General features: G+C 61.6%; 15 protein-coding genes. 9 read left to right on the top strand and 6 right to left on the bottom strand.

What is annotated here, in order from left to right:
• Positions 1-2: 2 nt before the first annotated feature.
• Positions 3-134 (top strand): hypothetical protein, encoded by a 132-nt coding sequence (locus C453_RS20850; protein WP_275039777.1) that lies wholly within the window; start codon positions 3-5, stop codon positions 132-134.
• Between the two features lie 72 nt (positions 135-206).
• On the opposite strand, the gene C453_RS15635 is transcribed toward C453_RS20850, so the two are convergent.
• Positions 207-1,463, bottom strand: a complete 1,257-nt coding sequence (locus C453_RS15635; RefSeq protein ID WP_008325909.1) for an aminoacyl--tRNA ligase-related protein — start codon at positions 1,461-1,463, stop codon at positions 207-209.
• 688 nt (positions 1,464-2,151) lie between these two features.
• On the opposite strand from C453_RS15635, the gene tuf reads away from it, so the two are divergent.
• Positions 2,152-3,414 carry a translation elongation factor EF-1 subunit alpha gene (gene tuf, locus C453_RS15630; protein ID WP_008325908.1) on the top strand — a complete coding sequence of 421 codons (1,263 nt, stop codon included), beginning with the start codon at positions 2,152-2,154 and terminating at the stop codon, positions 3,412-3,414.
• A gap of 52 nt (positions 3,415-3,466) precedes the next feature.
• Here the strand turns inward: tuf and C453_RS15625 are convergent, their stop codons facing one another.
• From C453_RS15625 to C453_RS15615, 3 genes are all read right to left on the bottom strand, one after another.
• Positions 3,467-3,733 (bottom strand): hypothetical protein, encoded by a 267-nt coding sequence (locus C453_RS15625; protein ID WP_241430782.1) that lies wholly within the window; start codon positions 3,731-3,733, stop codon positions 3,467-3,469.
• A gap of 359 nt (positions 3,734-4,092) precedes the next feature.
• Positions 4,093-5,385 carry an ATP-grasp domain-containing protein gene (locus C453_RS15620; protein ID WP_008325906.1) on the bottom strand — a complete coding sequence of 431 codons (1,293 nt, stop codon included), beginning with the start codon at positions 5,383-5,385 and terminating at the stop codon, positions 4,093-4,095.
• Between the two features lie 253 nt (positions 5,386-5,638).
• On the bottom strand, positions 5,639-7,198 hold the full coding sequence (locus C453_RS15615) for a S8 family serine peptidase (protein ID WP_008325905.1): 1,560 nt from the start codon (positions 7,196-7,198) through the stop codon (positions 5,639-5,641).
• Positions 7,199-7,416: 218 nt separating this feature from the next.
• Here C453_RS15615 and C453_RS15610 point away from each other — a divergent pair, with 218 nt between their 5' ends.
• The 7 genes from C453_RS15610 to hmgB all read left to right on the top strand — a co-directional run bounded on the left by C453_RS15610 (position 7,417) and on the right by hmgB (position 18,068).
• Positions 7,417-7,893 carry an NYN domain-containing protein gene (locus tag C453_RS15610; protein WP_008325904.1) on the top strand — a complete coding sequence of 159 codons (477 nt, stop codon included), beginning with the start codon at positions 7,417-7,419 and terminating at the stop codon, positions 7,891-7,893.
• Positions 7,894-7,945: 52 nt separating this feature from the next.
• Positions 7,946-8,794 carry a TatD family hydrolase gene (locus C453_RS15605; RefSeq protein ID WP_008325903.1) on the top strand — a complete coding sequence of 283 codons (849 nt, stop codon included), beginning with the start codon at positions 7,946-7,948 and terminating at the stop codon, positions 8,792-8,794.
• Positions 8,795-8,932: 138 nt separating this feature from the next.
• The gene (locus C453_RS15600; RefSeq protein ID WP_008325902.1) at positions 8,933-9,520 is read left to right on the top strand and encodes a DUF2150 family protein; all 588 of its coding nucleotides are present in this window, start codon (positions 8,933-8,935) and stop codon (positions 9,518-9,520) included.
• A gap of 79 nt (positions 9,521-9,599) precedes the next feature.
• Positions 9,600-11,792, top strand: coding sequence for a LamG-like jellyroll fold domain-containing protein (locus C453_RS15595; protein WP_049907741.1), 2,193 nt, complete (start codon positions 9,600-9,602; stop codon positions 11,790-11,792).
• Between the two features lie 44 nt (positions 11,793-11,836).
• Positions 11,837-13,858, top strand: coding sequence for a hypothetical protein (locus tag C453_RS15590; RefSeq protein WP_008325900.1), 2,022 nt, complete (start codon positions 11,837-11,839; stop codon positions 13,856-13,858).
• Between the two features lie 100 nt (positions 13,859-13,958).
• Positions 13,959-16,667 carry a PKD domain-containing protein gene (locus C453_RS15585; RefSeq protein ID WP_008325899.1) on the top strand — a complete coding sequence of 903 codons (2,709 nt, stop codon included), beginning with the start codon at positions 13,959-13,961 and terminating at the stop codon, positions 16,665-16,667.
• A 63-nt stretch (positions 16,668-16,730) separates the two neighbouring features.
• Positions 16,731-18,068 carry a hydroxymethylglutaryl-CoA synthase gene (gene hmgB / locus C453_RS15580; protein WP_008325898.1) on the top strand — a complete coding sequence of 446 codons (1,338 nt, stop codon included), beginning with the start codon at positions 16,731-16,733 and terminating at the stop codon, positions 18,066-18,068.
• A gap of 89 nt (positions 18,069-18,157) precedes the next feature.
• Here hmgB and C453_RS15575 read toward each other — a convergent pair whose 3' ends face one another.
• Both C453_RS15575 and C453_RS15570 read right to left on the bottom strand, forming a co-directional pair.
• Positions 18,158-18,460 (bottom strand): DUF5789 family protein, encoded by a 303-nt coding sequence (locus tag C453_RS15575; RefSeq protein WP_008325897.1) that lies wholly within the window; start codon positions 18,458-18,460, stop codon positions 18,158-18,160.
• A gap of 139 nt (positions 18,461-18,599) precedes the next feature.
• The gene (locus C453_RS15570; RefSeq protein ID WP_049907790.1) at positions 18,600-19,307 is read right to left on the bottom strand and encodes a helix-turn-helix domain-containing protein; all 708 of its coding nucleotides are present in this window, start codon (positions 19,305-19,307) and stop codon (positions 18,600-18,602) included.
• Positions 19,308-19,410 lie beyond the last annotated feature (103 nt).

The raw sequence follows: 19,410 nt of genomic DNA, 5'->3' as shown, positions 1-19,410 counted from the left end.
GAATGATGTTGATCGAAGATGTCGCTACGACCGTCGTCAGCGCTCCTGACGTTCTCGTCGTCGTCACGATGATTCTCGGTGGAGCGACGGTCGCACTGGTCATCTCGTACTCGCTTTTGAAAGCAGGCCTCTGATACCGACACCATCTACGGTAGTCATTCGAGGTGGTGGGTTCGGCTAACTGGGAGAGTCACCCGGGGGTACGACTACTCGGAGACGACGTCCGAAACCACCTCGGGTGCGACGAAGCGCGTCTCGCCGTCTCGCGTTTCGAGTTCGACATCGCCCGTCTCACGGAAGCTGTTTCCGAGGATGACCTTTCGGGGAATTCCGAGGAGGTCGCTCTCGGCGAATCGCTCGCCGATAGTCTGGTCGTCGTCGTCGAACAGAAGCACCTCGTCGCGACCGCACGCGTCGTAGATGCGGTCGGCCGCGTCTGCGAGGTCGCCCTCGTATTCGAGGGGGATAATCGAAACCTCGTAGGGGGCCACGCTTCCGTGGTCGGTGACGGGCCACCGGAGGCCGTCGTCGTCGCCGTGTTGTTCGACGAGCGTGTGGAGGAGGCGCTCGACGCCGATGCCGTAGCTTCCCATTCGAACGAGTTGCTTCGAGCCGTCGGCCGTGTCGAGCGTGAGGTCGGCGGGCTCGGAGTATCGCGTCCCGAGTTTGAACACGTGGCCGACTTCGATGCCCTCGCCCGCGACGAGGGTCGCCCCGCAATCAGGGCAGGTGTCGCCCTCCCTGAGAGTGGTGCCGGGTGATTCGTCGGTGACGCCGACGCGACATCCGTCAGTTTGGCAGTAGACGAGTTCCTCGGACCCGGTTTCGACGGGTGCGACGAACTCCTCGGAGGTGGAGCCACCCATCACGCTGTTCGACGCGTCGACGACGACGAAGTCGAGGCCGACGGCATCGAAGATGCGACAGTAGGCGTCGCGGACGCGAGCGTACCACCCGTCCAGCGACGCGTCGGTCGCGTGGAGGCTGTAGGCGTCTTTCATCGTGAACTCTTTCGTCCGCAAGAGCCCGTTTCGGGGGTGGTCGTCGCGGTGTTTCCGCTCGACCTGATACAGGAGGCAGGGAACGTCCTCGTAGGACCGAACGGTGCCCTCTACGAGGTGAACGATTCCTTCTTCGTGCGAAGGTGCGAGACACATCGCCTGCCCCTCGCGGTTTTCGAAGGTGAACATCTCGCCTTCAAAACTCTCCCAGCGACCGCTCTGTCTCCAGACGTCGCTGTATTGGAGGTTGGGGAGGCTGATTGCCTGTCCACCGATGCCGTCCATCGCCGTTCTGATTCGGGAGATGAGTTTTCGCCGGACGCGCTCGCCCGTGGGTGTGAACCCGAATAGCCCGCTTCCGAACTGTCTGACGAGCCCGGCGCGCACCGCGAGTTCGACTGTGTCGTTCTCCCAGCCCTCGGTCTCGCGGCTGGTGAATAGCGTCGCGTCGCTACGCCGCATTGCGCTCACCTCGGGCGTGGCGGCTGCTACGAAACTCGACAGATGACAGTGAACTGCTCGTCAGTACTCGGGGAGAAACAGCGTCGATACGACTATCGCGGAACCCAGCCGTGAGCCACGTCCGACTCACGGCTTCGAATGCAGGTTCGGTTGCTTCGAGTCATGCGCCCGGAACGACTCAGTTCCGATTATTAAAACCACAGGACAGTACCGGCGAGACCGGGCGCTTCGACTGCCGTCTCGGACGCTCGATAGTTCCAGCAACCGCAGATAGATTTATCAACTCGGGACACGATTTGGTTACTATGATAGTTGTAAAGAATTCCGAACTCGACACTACCGCTCGCCAGACACCCCTCCGCCGCACGGCCACCTTCGCCGAAATGGCCGAAACGATGCGGAACATCTGATTGCTTGAACTTATCCACTCCTTTTCGGCGTTTTGACCACTTTAGTGACTCCGACAGTCACTCCTGACAGTTACACCTAGCTTGGCACTTGGCTCCGACAATCGCACGTCGGTATTCTAACACATCGTGTCTAGGAACATATGTTCTGGAAGAAATATCAGCTTGATTGATAAATCTAAACGGGCGAATTTCAGGTTCTCACAGCGTACATTTCGGGACAACGGATATACTCTTGGATGTCATATTCAACTAGAATGGGCGACAGCGCCCTGGATACTATGGCAGACAAACCACACCAAAACCTGGCCATCATCGGGCACGTCGACCACGGGAAATCGACCCTCGTCGGCCGACTCTTGTTCGAGACAGGCAGTATACCCGAGCACATCATCGAGCAGCACCGAGAAGAGGCTGAAGAGAAGGGGAAGTCCGGGTTCGAGTTCGCGTACGTGATGGACAACCTCGCAGAGGAGCGCGAGCGCGGCGTCACCATCGACATCGCCCACCAGCGGTTCGATACGGACAAGTACTACTTCACCATCGTCGACACGCCCGGTCACCGCGACTTCGTCAAGAACATGATTACGGGCGCGTCGCAGGCGGACCACGCACTTCTCGTCGTCGCCGCCGACGACGGTGTCGCGCCGCAGACCCGCGAGCACGTCTTCCTCGCCCGGACGCTGGGCATCGAGACGCTCATCGTTGGGGTCAACAAGATGGACGTCGTCGACTACAGCGAAAACACCTACAAACAGGTCAAAGAGGAGGTTCAGCAACTCCTCCAGCAGGTCCGGTTCGACTCGGACGACGCCCACTTCATCCCCATCTCAGCGTTCGAGGGGGACAACATCTCCGAGCACTCGGAGAACATGTCGTGGTTCGATGGACCGACGGTGTTAGAGTCGCTGAACAACCTTCCAGAACCGTCGCCGCCGACCGACGCACCGCTTCGCATCCCGATTCAGGACGTGTACACGATTTCCGGTATCGGGACGGTTCCCGTCGGCCGCGTCGAGACGGGCATTCTCAAAACCGGTGACAATGTGAGGTTCATGCCCTCGGATGCGGGCGGCGAGGTCAAGACTATCGAGATGCACCACGAGGAGGTCCCGGAAGCAGGCCCCGGTGACAACGTCGGATTCAACGTTCGCGGTGTCGGCAAAGACGACATCCGCCGCGGGGACGTCTGTGGTCCAGCCGAGGACCCGCCGTCGGTCGCCAAGACCTTCCAGGCACAAATCGTCGTCATGCAGCACCCTTCGGTCATCACCGCCGGGTACACGCCGGTCATCCACGCTCACACGGCACAGGTCGCGTGTACGTTCGAATCAATCGACCAGAAGCTCGACCCCGCGTCGGGTGAGGTCGCTGAGGAGAACCCGGACTTCATCAAGGCTGGCGACGCCGCAATCGTGACGCTCCGGCCGCAGAAGCCACTCAGCATCGAGCCGTCGTCAGAAATCGCCGAACTCGGAAGCTTCGCCATCCGCGACATGGGACAGACCATCGCGGCCGGCAAAGTCCTCGAAGTCCACGAGTGAGCCTCTCGCTGGCAGCGCCCCACTCAGCTATTTTCTCGCACTCGCAGGACAGTTAGCGATTGCTCTCGGTGATGGGCTCCCCCGAGTAGAGTGCCGACACCTTCCAAACGTTCGCTCTGACTCCTGCTCTCACGAGGTCCATCCGAACCCGGTCACCAGCCCGGAGGTCCGCGAGGTACGCACGAAGCATCTCGTCGGCGTACGCCGCGACGTGATAGGTCGACCCGTTGTCCCCCCGGACTGTCGCTGCTCCGTGGTCGTTTACTTCTCGAACGACCGTGTACACTTCCGGCTCCCCCACCACCATTGTCTGAGACATGGTTGTGAATCACGGACACATTGCCAATAAATCTGCCTAGAAAATCAATAAACACGAAGATTGTTGTCGTTCTGTTGCTTATATGCGTACAAGTATACAACTACCGGGTGGTGAGTGTTCGACGGGCGGCAGAAAGGTTCGAACCCGAAGCCGCTCCGTGAACGAATACCGTTCTCCGACCGATTGTGGGATGGGTGGAGTGGGACATCTCGCGGGGGTGGACACCATCCAGAAGAATGGTGGTGTCGTGGGAGTCGACACGCCACACGAGTACGGTCTGTCAGCATCGGAGGGCCCGGGCTCGAATAATCTATGAAGGAACGAAGGAAAACAAACAGGCTTGATATAGCAAGGTCAGTTTACGTGTCCGAGTCGTCTTTGACGCGGCGACGAACGTCGACGTAGAAATTCCGCAGGACGTCGCGGCCGATGTGGAGTGGGTCGTCGGGGTCTTCGACGAGGACAGCCGTCACGGTCTGGCGTTGGTCTGCGAGTTCGACGACGACATCGACCTGTGGTTGGACGTCCTCGTCGTCGAGGACTGATGGGGGCTCGGCGCCGACTTCGGTCGCGAGCACTGCGTCGAGACGCGTCTTGGCCGCTCCCGTGTCGATGCGGGCGAGCACTTCCTTCGAACCGCTGATTCCCGTGACGGTGACGCGCTCTGCGTAGCCGACGACTGGAACACGGTCGTCGCGGACTGACGACGGGGCGTCTTCCGGGGGCGACCCGTCGAGGACGTGCGACAGGCGTTCGACTGTCTCGTCGTCAACAGTGTGACCAACACGTTCGAGCGCGAGGCGGGCGATGTGCACCGCCGGAGAGCGTCCAGTCGCCCGGAAGAGTCCGCGGAACCCGGCGGTCGGATTGACCTCTAAGACGAGCCATCCGTTTGGTCCTTCGATGAGGTCGACACCCGCGTAGTCGAGGTTGAGCGCTCGAACTGCTCGGAGTGCGATACTAGTAGCCTGCTGGGACAGGTCGTCGGTAGCGTCTTCGACTGTCCCGCCGAGGGCGACGTTCGTTCGCCAATCCCCTGCCGGAGCGTACCGATACATGGCCCCGATGATTTCGTCGCCGACGATGTAGACGCGCAGGTCGCGGTGGTCGTCGTCGTTGGGGTCGAGATACGTCTGGATGAACGCACGCCGACTATCCACGGTCGGTGAAATCGTCTTATCGTGGTCGACCAACCACGCGCCACCGCCGTTGGTTCCGATGGCGGTCTTGTAGACGAACGGGAGTTCGAACGCCGAGCGCGCGTCGTTCAGATGCGCTTCGTCGGTCGCGAGGTAACTGTGCGGGACAGGAACGTCTGCCGCAGCGAGTCGGGTCGCAGTCGCGTGCTTGTGGATTGCGAAGAGGACGTTTCTCGGGTCGTTGAGGACGGGACGCGCGGCGGCGTAACAACTGGCGATAGAGAGATCTTCGAGCGGTGTCGACGACTTCGAAAGGAGGAGTCGATTGACGACGACGTCTACGTCCGGTTCGAATGCAACACCCGACTCCGAGACGTCGATACCGATTGCCTCCTCGTGGAGCCAGACGGCGTCGTGGCCGACTGCTGCGACCGCGTTGCTAATCGCCTTCGTCTCACGGCTATTGTGAAACGACAGAATTCCAACCGTCACTGTCGCCGAGTCCTCAGACATACGAGACGTAGGCGACGAAGGTGTATCAGCACGTCGGGGCCTGTGATGGGAGACGGTCGTTCGCAACGGCGTCAGCCCAGACGACGGACTGCCGCCTGTGATGGCGCGCGGGAACTCGGCCCCACCGTGCTCATGAAGATGTCACAGTCATGGACACTAGCACCACTCTCTCGCGTGGTGATTCTGGTACCTGCTCGGCCGAAACCGGTGACGGCGGGAATGACTTACCCTGCCGTCGCCGATGGTGTGGTGCTTACTCCTTTTCGGTGATGGTCACCGTGTAGCTGCCACTTCCCGAGTAGCTGTCGACCATCATGGCGAGGTCGGCAGCCGTGTCGGGGTTGTCGATGGTAATCTGCTCGTTGCTGTCGGTGGTCCACGAGCGGTAGTCGTAGGTGCTCGTCGAGGGGCACGTGCCGGAGCCCTCGTTGACGTAGAGGTCGAAGTCAGCGTTGGACGGGCCACTGAGTTCGACGACGACCTGGGACGGGGAGCTGTACTCCCACGTGTAGGACCAGCAGTCGGAGTCAGCGTTCGACGAGAGCGAATCGTCGATGGTCGTGGTGGTCGACCCACCGCCGCCACCGCCGCCGCCACTTCCTGGGTCAGTGGTGACAGCGTTGGCAGCGTCGACGCGGCCTGAACCCTGCTTCGCGCTGCTCAGTCCGACGTTGACCGCCGTGTTCTTCAGGTGGTTCCGAAGGTCGGACGGCGAGAGGTCGTAGACGTCGAGTGCGAGTCCGGCCACACCGGAGACGACGGGCGTCGCCATCGACGTACCGGAGATTTCCTTGTACTCGGTGCTGGTCGTCCAGCAGGAGAGCACGTTGGTACCGGGTGCGGCGACGTCGATTTCGTCGCCGTAGTTGGAGTAGCGTGCGAGCGTCTCGTCGGGGTCGAGCGCCGAGACAGCGAGACACTCGCTGTAGGCGGCCGGGTAGGAGACGTTGCGGCGACCGTCGTTACCGGCAGCGGCGACGACGAGCGAGCCCTGCTGGGTCGCGTAGGTCACGGCGTTCTTCATCGTCGAGGAGTAGCCGCCACCACCCAGCGAGAGGTTGATGACGTCTGCGCCCTGGTCTGCGGCCCACTCGACGGCGTCCGCGATGTCACTGGTAGCGCCAGAGCCGCCCTCGGAGAGCGCGCGCCCGGAGAGAAGCGTCGAGTTACTGATGCCGCCAATACCCTCGTTGTTGTCCGTCGTCCCGGCAGCGATACCGGCGACGTGCGTCCCGTGGTACTCGTCGGAGAGCACGTCCGGGTACGGGTCGTTGTCGTTGTCGACGAAGTCTTGGCCTTTGTCCGACCCGAACTGCGAGGAGAGGTCGGGGTGGTCGTACATGACGCCCTGGTCGACGACGGCGATAGTCACGTTGGAGCTACCGAGCGTCGTATCCCACGCGGAGTCCGCGTTGACCTGCTGTGGGGCATACTGGCTGCCGTACTTGGGGTCGTTCGCCGTATAGAGTGCTTCGAGCGTCGCGTTCTCTTCGGCGTACTTTACTTCGTCTTTCTTCGTGATTGCCTCGATGAAGTTCTCCCGAGCGTGCGAGGGAGCATTCGAGGGGAACTTGACTGCCGCGTAGCTGAGCGACTTGTTTTCGTGAACAACCTCGGCGTTACCCGGAACGTGTTGTTCGACGGCCGCTTGCGGACTGTCGGCAGTCTTGGAGACACCAACGAGAATCTCGTCTTTCTTCGGCCCGGGGTCGCGTCCGGGCGTCGCGGAGGTCACGCCAGCCATTCCGGCGAGACCTGCAGCTGCGGACAGTTTCAGGAACGTTCGTCTGTCGAAGTTCGGTGTGCCTGCCATGGGCAAACAATGCTCAGTGGGGTAAGGCAATATTTGTTAGCTTGACTGAAATTCGGATTTCACCATTGGTTTCAAGGTACAATTGGAAGAACCTAGTAAACCTAAATAAATTCTATAACGATTTTGGTTAGATTCGAACAATTGGGTTCGGCGTGCAGTGTTCCGACTGTCGGAGACTCGCTCGAAATGTATAAACCGGAAACTGGGAGAGGTTGTGTATGGACCTCCTGCGGCGATTGTTCGGTCCTGAGGGCCTTCCCTCGGGACGTGTCGCCCTCTTCGTGGACGGGCCGAACGTCCTCCGCGACGAGTTCGACGTCGACCTCGACGATATTCGGAACGCTGCGCGGTCGCTCGGCGACCAGACGAGCGCGATGCGACTCTATCTCGACGAGCACGCCACGCCGGGACTCATTCAGGCGGCCGAAGCCCGCGGCTTCGAAGTCGTCATCACGAGCGGCGACGTGGACGTGAAACTCGCGGTCGACCTCACGCGCTTTGCGGCCGACGGGTGCGCGGACGTTGTCGCGGTCGCCTCGCGAGACACCGATTTCAAGCCCGCACTGGAAGTCGCAAACGAGTACGGTGTCCGAACGGTCGCTATCGCACCGGGGAGCTACGGCCGGTCAGACGCGCTCCAGAACGCGGCGAACCACGCCGTGACGCTCGACGAACTCTCCGACAGCGACGACTGAGAGTCGCACGCGAACGGTTCGTTTTTTTCCTGCGCCACTCGACCACTCGACCATGCAAACGTTCGATACGCCGGTCGTGGACAACCACCTCCACCTCGACCCGGACCACGGTCGCGGGGTAGAGGCGGTGAAAGACTTCGCTCGAAGCGGCGGCACACACCTGTTGGTCGTGAACAAACCGTCGTGGCTGCTGGGCCACGAGGTCGAGACGGGCGAGGACTTCCGGCCGGTCTTCGAGACGACTATCGACGTTGTTCGTGACGCGTCCGAACTTCTCGACGGCAAAGCGTGGCCCGTCCTCGGTGTCCACCCCGGACTTGTCTCGAAACTCGTCGACGACCGGGGCTACGACCCGGCCGACGCGCGCGACCTCATGTGCGCCGGTCTGGACGTCGCTGCCGAGTACGTGCGCGCTGGCGACGCGCTCGCACTCAAATCAGGTCGGCCGCACTACGACGTCACCGACGCCGTCTGGGACGCCTCGAACGCGGTTCTCAGACACGGACTCGACCTCGCCGCCGACTGCGACTGCGCGCTCCAACTCCACACGGAATCGACGACTGACCTCTCGGACGTTGCCGAGTGGGCCGACGAGCGCGACGTCCCACGCGAGCGCGTCGTGAAACACTACGCGCAGGGACATCTCACCGGCGGCACGCCGAGCGTCATGAGCAACAAAGACCGTCTCGAAGACGCGGCCGAGCGTGGCGTTCCGTTCCTCATGGAGACTGACTTCGTCGACGACCCGGACCGTCCCGGCGCAGTGATGGGCCCAAAGACGGTACCCCGGCGAGTAGATTGGCTCCTCGACGAGGGTCACGACGACGCGGTCCGAAACGCGCACGTCGAGACGCCGGCGCTCGTCTACGATATCGACACCGAATCGACGCTCGATAGATAACTCGGGCGCATAGAACAGGGGGAAACGAGAGACACAGTCGGTTCGGGTCCCCTGTCGTTGGAACACACGCTTCCGAATCACACACAGTTGCCAAGAGGATAAGAAAGGCATTTGAGTCCGGCACGGGAGGGTGTAGGTATGACCGAGGCCGAGGAACGATACTACTCCCCGGAACGCTGGCAGAATTGGTTGACGCGCGTCGAAGAAGAAGACCTGGACCTCGAAAGCGAGGAGACGGGTCGGCTTCTGATGAACATTCAGAACGACGCCGCCATCGCTCTCGCCAAGATTCTGACCGCGCACGACGACGACACGCTCGACGAAGAAGAAGCGCTCGACGAACTCGCGACCGTCCACGACATCGTCATGGCGGAGCCCGAGTTCGAGTCCGAGAACGAAGAGGCGGAGATTCTCATCGGAAGCGTCCAGACGAGTCTCTCGTGTGCGTTCTTCGCGGCCGAAGAGTACCTCGTCGCAGGTCCGTCTGACCTCGAAGACGAGATGTCGGCGTACATCATCGCCGCCGCAGACGCCGAAGAAGCAGACGACCTCGACGCTGCACTCGGCTACATCGTGCAGGTCGGCACGAACGTCATCGCCGGCGAGGAACTCGACCTCGATGTGCTCGAAGACATCGAGTTCGGTCTCGTGACCGAGTGGGTCGACGGCATCGAGAGCCTCCAGAGCGGACTGGCGGAGCCCGAAGTCGTCGAAGAGGAAGACTGAACTCGGCCTCTCTCGTTTCGTTGCCCTCCGCTCGATACGGGGGATAGCCTTTTTATAGTTCAAGCCGCCCTTCTCAATGATGAACTTTCGGGACGACCGACGAGGCGTCGCCGTACAAGTCGCTGTTATCGTCTTGTTCGGCTTTTTCGTCATCAGCGCCTCACTCTATCAGGCGACAGTCGTCCCAAACGACACAAAGCGGACCGAAGCAGCCCACAATCGAATCGTCGAACGGAATCTCGAAACCCTCCAGCGAACAGTCGAGACCACGGCTCGAACTGGTGGGTCTGTCCCTGTCTCGGTAGCGCTTGGAACGAACTACCGGCCCCGCGTGCTTTTCGTCACGCCGCCACCAGCGAGTGGCCGCCTAACAGCGACACAGAGTAATAGCGGGCCAATTCGCGTCGAGAACGCAGTGGCTGTCGACTCGGAGACGGCAGATTACTGGAACAACTCGACGAAGACGTTCTCGACGCAGGTAGTCGAGTACGAAGCCGAGTACAACGAGTTCGAAGGGGCACCCCGGTACCACTACGAACACGGTGCGCTGGTGAAGCAGTTCGACAACGGGAAGGAACTCCTCGTTGGTACCTCAACACCGCTCGTCGACGGCCAGCGGCTCTCTCTGACGTCTATCGACGGGTCGGTCGACACCTCGTCGAGCACGACGACTACACTCGACGTTCGAGCGACCAGTGCGACTACTCGTGTCGTTCGTATCCGCAACGAAACCGGTGAGAACGTCGTCATCGAACTCCCAACAGACCTAGCGCAATCGACGTGGGAGAAACGATTCGAAGATGTCGAGAACGCGAACGTCAGTGTCGCCGGTGGGTACGCCCGAATCGTCCTCGACCCCGGCGAGTACGAACTCCGACTCGCCGAGGTTGCTGTCTCACCGAATGCGACACAACCCGACGGACAGTACGTGACGGCCGTCGGAGCGACTAATAGAACCGTCGCACCGAGCGAGACGCAATCGCTGACAGTCGAGGTGAGAGATGGGTTCAACAACCCTGTGAGTGGTGTCGCGGTCGACAGCCGTGCAACCGGCGGCACGATTGAGAATGTTGACTCCCCGTCGGACGAGTCAGGACAGGCGACAGTCCGGTACACGCCGCCAAGAACTGCAGGTATTGCGACGGTAACGGCATCTATCGACGACGACTCGACCGCCGCAGAACGCGTCACGTTCACGATTTCTGTGGCCGGTGTCGATTCGCTTTCGTGGTCGCTGGCGGAGTGGGACGCAGCGTCGAAAACAGGCGAACGAGGAGTCGTCCACGACGACGGCGGGAATCATGACCCTGCGGAGGTCGCTGTTGGCTACCCGAAGAACGGCTCGCGGTGGGACGTCGGTCCCAATGGATACTGGGCGTTCGACGATTCGCCCGACGACGCAACCGGAAACTACTCTGGAACCGTTGTCGGTGCGGCCCCGACGAGTGGCGTCCTCGGCGGGAACGCATACGAGTTCGACGGGAACGACGATTACATCGGTGTCAATCGGAGCCTTCAGGATCCACTCGGCGGCACTGCATCCCTGTCGGTGTGGTTTAAGACGAACCAGACTGGCGATGGGGACGTCAACTGGCGACAGCCCGGAATCACGGGCGTCGAATCGAACGGCGACGTGAACGACATCTTCTGGGGATGGCTCGACGGCCAAGGGCGAATTGGGTTCACGGTCGGTGACGACAGCGGCGGCGAAGTCAAGAGTCCGTCTCGTGTGGACGACAGCGCGTGGCACCACCTCGTGTTGACGCGAAACGCCACGACTGGACGGCTTAGAATGTATCTCGACGGGTCACTCGTCGACAGCAGCGTCTCCACGACCGGTGTCAAGACAACGGACTTCTCCTCGATTGGCCGAATCGAGGACACTAGCCCGTCACCGGAGTACTTCCCTGGAACGCTGGACGAGGTCCGAGTGTACGACCGAGACTTGTCGCAGTCAGAGGCGCTCGCGCTGTACGACCCTGTCGACGCGGCGAGTTATCGGACGGCCACGCTCAACTTCACGTCTGACCGTCGCCCGGACATCCAAAACATCACGTACGACGCTGATGGGGGGAGTATCCACGTCCAGGTTATCGGCTCGCCGGGTGAATCCGGGGAAGAGCGGTCAAAGACGGTGACGCTCACTGGCAGTGGCTCGGAGAGCGAGTCGCTCTCGTGGGGGTCGTCGCACGACTCGTTCGCGGTGCAACTCAACTTCACGGTCACGGACCCCACACAGCGGCCAGCAGTCTCCCGGGTGGAGATTGGGTGAGACCGACGATGCGTTTTTTACCGGGCGCGCTGCGAGATAGGGTAATGCGACTTCACCGGGACGACCGTGCAGTGACAGCCCAGGTCGGTGCTGTCCTCCTGCTCGGATTTCTCGTCGTTGCCCTCTCGGTGTACCAGGCAGCGGTCGTCCCGATGGAGACAGAACAGACGGAGTTCAGGCACAACCAACAGGTGCAAGGAGAACTCCAAGACGTACGGAACGCCATCGTCGGGACCGCGACGACCGGGCGAACGCACTCGGCGCTCGTCACGCTCGGAACGCGATTCCCCGGACGAGTCGTCGCCGTCAACCCGCCCCCAGCGAGTGGGACGTTGTCTATGAAACGTCTCCCGAGCGGAAGCCAGGCTTCGATTCAGAACGTCGAAGCCCACGACGACGAGACGAAGGAGTACGTCACGGGAACGCTTTCGTTCCCAACGGCCGGGTTGGTGTACAGCCCCGACTACACGAGATACGGCGCTGCACCGACGACGAAATTCGAGAATACCGTCCTCTACAACAACTTTTCCGACTCGAATACCTCCCGTGCGCTGACCGAGCAGCGACTCGTCGAAGACCGGACGCTCTCGGTCGTGACTCTGGACGGGAACATATCGAGGGGCGGTGTCGACCCTGTCTCGGTCGATGCCCGCGCGCTGAGCCCCGAGTCGATGTCCGTCAGGACAGTCGCGGTGACGAACAGTAGTTCCGGACCGCTCGTGCTGAAGATCTCGACAGACCTCTCGGAACCGACGTGGCGGCGACTCCTCGAAGACGAGATGGCACCGGACGGCCACGTCCAGTCTCTCTTGGTAGCCGGCGGGACGCTCACCCTCGAACTCGAACCGGGTGTGACGTACAACCTCAAGACGAGTCGTGTCGGCATCGGTCGCGACCTCACAGCTCCCGGCGAACGATACCTCACGGGTGTGTCGTCGACGCGGGCGACGATTCGGAACGGTACGACCTACGAGATGGTCGTCGAGGCGAGAGACGAGTACAGTAACCCGGAAAGCGGGGTCGAACTCACAGTGAGCGACGATGCTGACGGGCCGAACGGTGGGCTCTCGCAAACGGCTGTGACTACCGACGGAGAGGGACAGGCACGCATTCTCTATCAGGCCCAGGGGACCGGAACCGACAGTATCACCATCTCCTTCGGTCCGGGAGCAGAGCGGCGAGTCGTCTTCGACGTGACCGTGATTTCGAACAGTGGCGGTGGACCACCGGGGGTGACGTACACGCCGTCGTGGACCGCCCCTGACACGACCCCTGGGTCCGGCGCAGGGACGTTCGACCCCACGTCGCAGTCGGGTGGTATCGACCTCGAAGCGACTGTCTCCCCGAAGGACGCCAACGTCGACGTGACGTTTTCCACGAACGATTCGGGAATCGTGAGTCTGAATCGGTCGACTGCGACGACCGGCGGTGGCGGACGCGTGGCCGTCACGACCGACTCCGGTCAGTACTGGTCGGCTGGAACTGGGACCGCGGCGCTCACGGTCTCGACAGACGATGGGTCAGACTCACTGACCGTCGAGAATCACATCGTCGAGCAGTTCGAATCTGGGTCGCTTCCGCCGGGGTGGACGAAGACGGCAGACCGTCCGGGGAACAACGATGCGCGGCTCGTTGGCCCGAATACGGAGACCTCGAACTCCGGGAGCCGAAGCGTCCGCATCGTAAACGACCACGGCAATGGTAACAACGACGAGACGAACGCGGCGCTCGTCTCACCAGACGTTGACGCCGCCGGTACAGACCTCCTCACCGTCGAGTACTGGGTCCAGCAGGGCGACTCACAGGGTGGGCCTGAGTCAGATGACTCACCGCCAGAAGACCTAATCGTCGAATATCGCCGCCCGGGCGGCGGGTGGACTGAAGTCGACAGAGTGGCTCCCCAGTCGGGCCAGAACCAAGACAGCTGGTTCCGCCGAGTCCGAATCGACAACGCGAACGCCCTCCACGACACCGTCGCTATCAGGTTCCGGCAGCCAGCTTCCACGGCCGATGGGGACAGATGGTACGTAGACGACGTGCGAATCACCACGCTCTCGACCGAGTGAGAGCCATCACTCTCTGGACTGAGTGAGAATCACCACCTTCTCCACCGAGTGAATTCCACTCGTGCGAGCCTTTTTTACTATCGTCCGCAGACGGCTAGACGTGCTTTCCGAGTGCCGTGCCCAGTCAGAGACAATCGGCGTTGTTACACTCGTCGGAGTCGTACTCGTCGGTGTCTTCATCTTCGGGTTCGCGTATCTCGGAACCGTTCCGACGGACGAAGCGTCCGTCGCGGACCTCTCTCTCGAACGCGACGGTGCCGATCTCATCGTCGTTCACGAGGGTGGTGACCCACTCCCGATAGCAGAGACCGAGGTGGTTGTTCAGGGAGCGAACGGGTCAGTTCGGCGGTCACTCGCAGACGGGTCGCCGTTGAGTGCCGACGGAGACGACCTGTTCGAACCCGGTGAACGCTGGCGACTGGTGGATGCAGCCACCGACGACGACAAATTCTACCGAGTCGTCAACGCAGATGCAAACGAAGTCGTCTACGAGCAGTCACTCGACGGAGAGACCGCTGCAACCTCGACGCAAACGCCGACACCCGAGCCCACGCCTACCCCAACACCCGAACCAACTGACGCCCCCGAGGCCGACGCTGGGAGCGACGTGTCTATCACCGGCGAAGAAGACGAGACACAGACACTCGACGGTGGCGGGAGCTACGACCCCGACGGCGGTCCAGTGTCCTACGAGTGGCAGGTTGTGGAGTACGATGGGCTCGACGACGAGGTTGGAATCCGCGATTCGACTCGACAGGCCGAGCGTGCGACGGTCGAAGTCACGGAGAACGTCACCGACCGAAACCACACGGTCGTCGTCGAGTTGACCGTCAAAGACGACGAAGGAGACACAGCGACCGACCGAGTGAACGTCAGCGTCGAGAAGATAAACCGCCCGCCGAACGCGGATGCAGGCGAAGATAAAAACGGGACGCCGGACTCCGATGGCGGCAGCCAAGGGGCCGTTCGCAACCCGTCAGCCTCGGTGGTCGAGCGAGCCGATCCGTCCGCGAGTGAGAGCGAGGTCGTATTCGAGCGTGTCGAGAAGCCGGTGTACCAACTCGGCGGGACTGGACTACTGACCTTCTCCCTCGACGGGTCGAACAGTTCTGACCCTGACGGCGACCCACTGACGTATCAGTGGTCTATCGCCAACGAGGGGTCGCTTCCCCCGCTGCTCCAGAACGCACTCACGCTGTCGAACGTTGGGAGCCAGACCGCACAACTCAGCGTCGACCCGCTGTTGTTACTCCAGAGCCGAACGGTCGAAGTCGAACTCACGGTTACGGACGACGACGGGGCGACTGACACCGATACGGTCAACGTCACGCTCCTGCCGAACAACGAGGCACCCGAGGCAGACCTGATCGCCGACTGTACTGGCCTCACGTGTGAGTTCGACGCCAGTGGCTCCTCAGACCCAGACCTTGGTTTGCTCCCTGACGACGAACAAAACCTGACCTACGAATGGGCGTTCGGCGACGGAACGACGCAGACCACTGACTCACCGACGGTTTCTCACACCTACGACGAAAGCGGCACGTATGACGCGAGCGTGACCGTCTCAGACGGTGTTGCGTCGGATACGGCGACGATGACGGTTCAGTTGGGGTCGCTCCAGTACGTCGACGGCACCGGAACTGCGATCTGTCGCGACGAGGCAAACGGGGGCGGAGACTGCACCGGTGACGACGACGACCACGTCCGATTCGACGTCCGAAACGGTGCCGGCGAGGCGATTCGAATCACGGGTGTGAGTATCGTCGACGCTGGAACCGACGACGTGTACGTCCGGGAAGACGACTGGCCGTTCGACAACCCGACCATCGAGACGGCCGTAGAGGTCTCGGGAGGGTTCAACGACGATTGGACCCGCTTGGAGGGGCTGTTTGCAGCGCTACTGTACGACACCGGGACCCAGAACGAACTCGCCTCGGACCCGAGATACATCCCCATCGTCGACACTGTACCGTTTGTGGGGAGTCGCACACTGGACTCGAGCGAGACGGCCACGATGACTATCGGCTCACTCTATCGGAATCCCGGCGCGACGCAGCCAATCGACCTCGACGGCGAGGACGTGACTGTCCGGGTCTCGTACGAGTACGTCGGCGGGTCGGGAAGCGGTGAACACGAATTCACGTTCACGGATGGTGGCGACGACTCGAGCGACGACACCTCGGTCCGCGGACTCCGTCTCGAAGACCAGAGTCAGTACTCGAACGCCGAGTACGACATCTCCTACGACATCTCGAACGCCGACCCCGACGGCCGGGTTGAGGTCTCTGTCGACAACCGGCAGAACACGTGGTCCGATCGCCTCTTGGAGTCAACTGATACCCGAGGAACGTTACAGTATTCCAACGGCGGGACGATGGGCGACACGTACGAAATCACGGTTCGCGCGTACGGCGCTGACGGGACGCTTCTCACGGAAGAGTCCATCGTCGACGTTGCGGACGGCACCGACCCGCCGCAGAAGGGGACCCTCACCAAACCCACTAGTCCGACGATAGAGAGTGTCTCGGTCAAAGACAAGACCAAGCGCGACAACGGCGACTATCAGGTCAAGGTCAAGGTCGAGGATAGCGACGACGAGTTCTCTCGTACGGAAGTCATCTTCCAGAACAACGACCACTCGTGGGCGACTCGCACCGAGTCGAGTACGCAGAAGAACGCTGTGCTACGATACCGACAGGGTGGCGTCGAGGACGATTCGTACGATATCGTCGTCCGCGTCGTCGATAGCGATGGTATCGTCGTGGACGAACAAGTCGTGACCGACACGGCCGACGGGAACGACCCGTAATTTCGACGTTCGACGTAAGTCCTCATCGACAAAATCTTATCCCCCGGTTCTGTATGGCCGACCATGACTTCCGTCGGCATCGACGCCATCGAGATTTGGACGGGGAAACTCGTTTTAGACCTTCCTAACACCTTCGCGCCGGTGAAGGGCGAAGACCCGGAAAAGTACACGAAAGGCCTCGGGCTGGAGAAATCGTCGTTCCCCGACGTCTACGAGGACATCGTGACCATGGGTGCGAACGCCGCCAAGAACCTGATGGTCCGAAAGGGTCTCTCGCCCGAAGACATCGGCCGCATCGACGTGGCCACCGAGTCGGCGTTCGACAACTCCAAGCCGGTGTCGACGTACATCGCTGGCTGTCTCGAACAGGTGTTCGAGGGCGACTTCCGTCACGCCAACAAAGGCGAGCGCAAGTTCGCCTGCATCGCCGGGACGCAGAGTCTCGACGACGCGTACAACTGGATTAAGGCCGGTCGCAACCGCGGACGCGCTGCACTCGTCATCGCCACCGACACCGCCCTCTACGAGCGCGGTGACCCGGGCGAGGCGACGCAGGGTGCCGGTGCGGTCGCGATGCTCATCGACGAGGACCCAGACCTCGTCGAACTCTCGACCGAGCAGGGCTACGGCAGCATGGACGAGACGGACTTCCTGAAGCCCAACCAGCAGTTCCCGTCCGTTGACGGCAAGCGCTCCATGCAGGTGTACCTCGCACGCATGCGCGAGGCGCTCGAAGATTACGAGAGCGTCGCGGGTCGCACACACCCCGACCTCTTCGAGTACATCCCGTTCCACACGCCCTTCCCGGGCATGGTGCGCAAGGCCGCGCTCCTCGGGTTCCGTCACATGACCCGCGACACCGACATCGAGGACGACCTCGAATCGGAAATCGGTCGCCAGCCGCGCGAGGCTGACTTCGAGACGTGGGACGACTACGAGGAGGCCATCCGCGCGTACATGGACAAGCTGAAAACGACCGAGGAGTACCGCGACTGGTACGGTCGCGTCATCGAGCCGACGCTCGACATCTCCAGTCGCGTCGGCAACTGGTACACTGGCTCTGTCCACATCGCCCGCGCGTCGGCACTGAAAGCCGCCGCCGAAGAGGGCAAGGACATGGTCGGCAAGAAGCTCCTCGTCGGTTCCTACGGCTCCGGTGCACAGGCCGAGATTCACGCCGAGACCGTCCAAGAGACGTGGCTCGACGAAATCGAAGCCCTCAACGTGGACGAGCAACTCGCCGCACGCAAGGAGATTACCTTCGACGAGTACGAACTCATCCACGACGTCCACAACCACGAAAAGGAAGTCGAAGTCGAGGAACTCACCCAGCCCGAAGACGAGTTCGTCTTCACCGGGTGGGGTCGGATGAACGAGCGCCGCTACGAATACGTGGAGTAGCGGGGACCGTCCGCGCGAACGAAGTGAGTGCGGAGACGAAGCGCCCGCTGGCGCTTCGGAAATACGAATACGTGGAGTAGCGGGACTCGTCAGAACGACCTGTTTTTCTCGTTTACGACACCCCACGACTCCGCCGGGTCGCCGCCGCGGTCGTCGTAGAACTTGCGACCGATGTAGTCGTCGGTCACGCTCCCGATAATCGTCGTGAACAGTTCGTTCCCCGAGGTGTAGGTCTCCGACCCCAGTCGAGCGAGAATCGACTCGATAGTCTCGGAGTCTTCGTGGTCCGGCGCGTCGACGGCAACGTGGCCTGCCTGCGCGACGACGTAGTCGGTGGTGACTGGGTACGTGAACTCCCGTTCGACGAACGAAGCGAGTTCGTGAAGATTCATGAACAATCCTTGTCGCGCGCGACGTTTCGGTGTTTTTTGCCTTCGCGGTGACAGTCAGGAAAGACAGAGGGAGTTGGAATATCCTAACACGGTGGGGTCAAAGTGGGCGAGAAACCGAGAAACGCGTGGTTCGAGCCGGTTATGGGAGCTTCCGCAGCGCTTCGAGCATCTCGTCGAGGTCGCGGTTGGTCACGGCGAGACCGAAGCCGTCGATGGTCGCGAGCGACGGCGCGTGTTCCCAGAGGTCGTCTTCGGTGAGTCCGTGCAGGACGACCGCGTTCGGCGTGGGGGTGACGACCCGCATGGCGACAAGCGGCGACTCACCGCGGGTGACGTCGGTGAAGACGAGCGAGCGACTCGTCGATTGGCCGTAGAGGCGGTAGAACTCCTCGGAAGAGAGGCGCGTAATCGCCTGGATGCTGTTGATGACGGTGTGGCCGCTGATCCGGTCTTCGTCACCGCTGACGATTTCGGTTGCACCGATGGCGTCGTAGAAAGTGTCCAGCGGAATCGACGTCGGATACTCCCGCAGGTCTTGGACGATGTCGCTTTCGAAGCCAGCCGAGAGGACGCGCGCGTACTGTCGGATGCGACTGCCGCCGCGGGCTTCGTCGATGTCGAGGAGTGCCTCGACCATCCGGCGGATGACACCGATTCCGGGGCTCTCGCGACGGCCGCTTTCGTAGTCCGAGACGACCGACGAAGAGACGTCGAGTTGCTCGGCGAGGGCAGTCTGCGAGATATCGAAGTCCGTGCGCCACTTGCGGAGGGTTGCGCCGGGGTCGTTAGAGAGCGTAATCTCGCCCGCGATTCGGCGAGCGAGGTCGTCGCGAGGTGCTGCGGTCACCGGGCGCACCTCCATACGACGGGGAGGTCGGACATGCGAGACAGTGCGAGAGTGTCCCGCAAAAGCGTGTCGAAAGGGGACATCGTCGCCTGACGAATCTTTC

The sequence above is a fragment of the Haloferax elongans ATCC BAA-1513 genome, assembly GCF_000336755.1.
Classification (GTDB): Archaea; Halobacteriota; Halobacteria; order Halobacteriales; family Haloferacaceae; genus Haloferax; species Haloferax elongans.
Note: the sequence above shows the minus strand (reverse complement) of the source record. Positions and strands in the feature narration are given on the sequence as shown.

Coding starts and splice junctions, on each gene's coding strand:
- C453_RS20850 (WP_275039777.1), top strand. CDS start 3: ATGATGTTGATCGAAGATGTCGCTACGACCGTCGTCAGCGCTCCTGAC.
- C453_RS15635 (WP_008325909.1), bottom strand. CDS start 1,463: ATGCGGCGTAGCGACGCGACGCTATTCACCAGCCGCGAGACCGAGGGC.
- tuf (WP_008325908.1), top strand. CDS start 2,152: ATGGCAGACAAACCACACCAAAACCTGGCCATCATCGGGCACGTCGAC.
- C453_RS15625 (WP_241430782.1), bottom strand. CDS start 3,733: ATGTCTCAGACAATGGTGGTGGGGGAGCCGGAAGTGTACACGGTCGTT.
- C453_RS15620 (WP_008325906.1), bottom strand. CDS start 5,385: ATGTCTGAGGACTCGGCGACAGTGACGGTTGGAATTCTGTCGTTTCAC.
- C453_RS15615 (WP_008325905.1), bottom strand. CDS start 7,198: ATGGCAGGCACACCGAACTTCGACAGACGAACGTTCCTGAAACTGTCC.
- C453_RS15610 (WP_008325904.1), top strand. CDS start 7,417: ATGGACCTCCTGCGGCGATTGTTCGGTCCTGAGGGCCTTCCCTCGGGA.
- C453_RS15605 (WP_008325903.1), top strand. CDS start 7,946: ATGCAAACGTTCGATACGCCGGTCGTGGACAACCACCTCCACCTCGAC.
- C453_RS15600 (WP_008325902.1), top strand. CDS start 8,933: ATGACCGAGGCCGAGGAACGATACTACTCCCCGGAACGCTGGCAGAAT.
- C453_RS15595 (WP_049907741.1), top strand. CDS start 9,600: ATGAACTTTCGGGACGACCGACGAGGCGTCGCCGTACAAGTCGCTGTT.
- C453_RS15590 (WP_008325900.1), top strand. CDS start 11,837: ATGCGACTTCACCGGGACGACCGTGCAGTGACAGCCCAGGTCGGTGCT.
- hmgB (WP_008325898.1), top strand. CDS start 16,731: ATGACTTCCGTCGGCATCGACGCCATCGAGATTTGGACGGGGAAACTC.
- C453_RS15575 (WP_008325897.1), bottom strand. CDS start 18,460: ATGAATCTTCACGAACTCGCTTCGTTCGTCGAACGGGAGTTCACGTAC.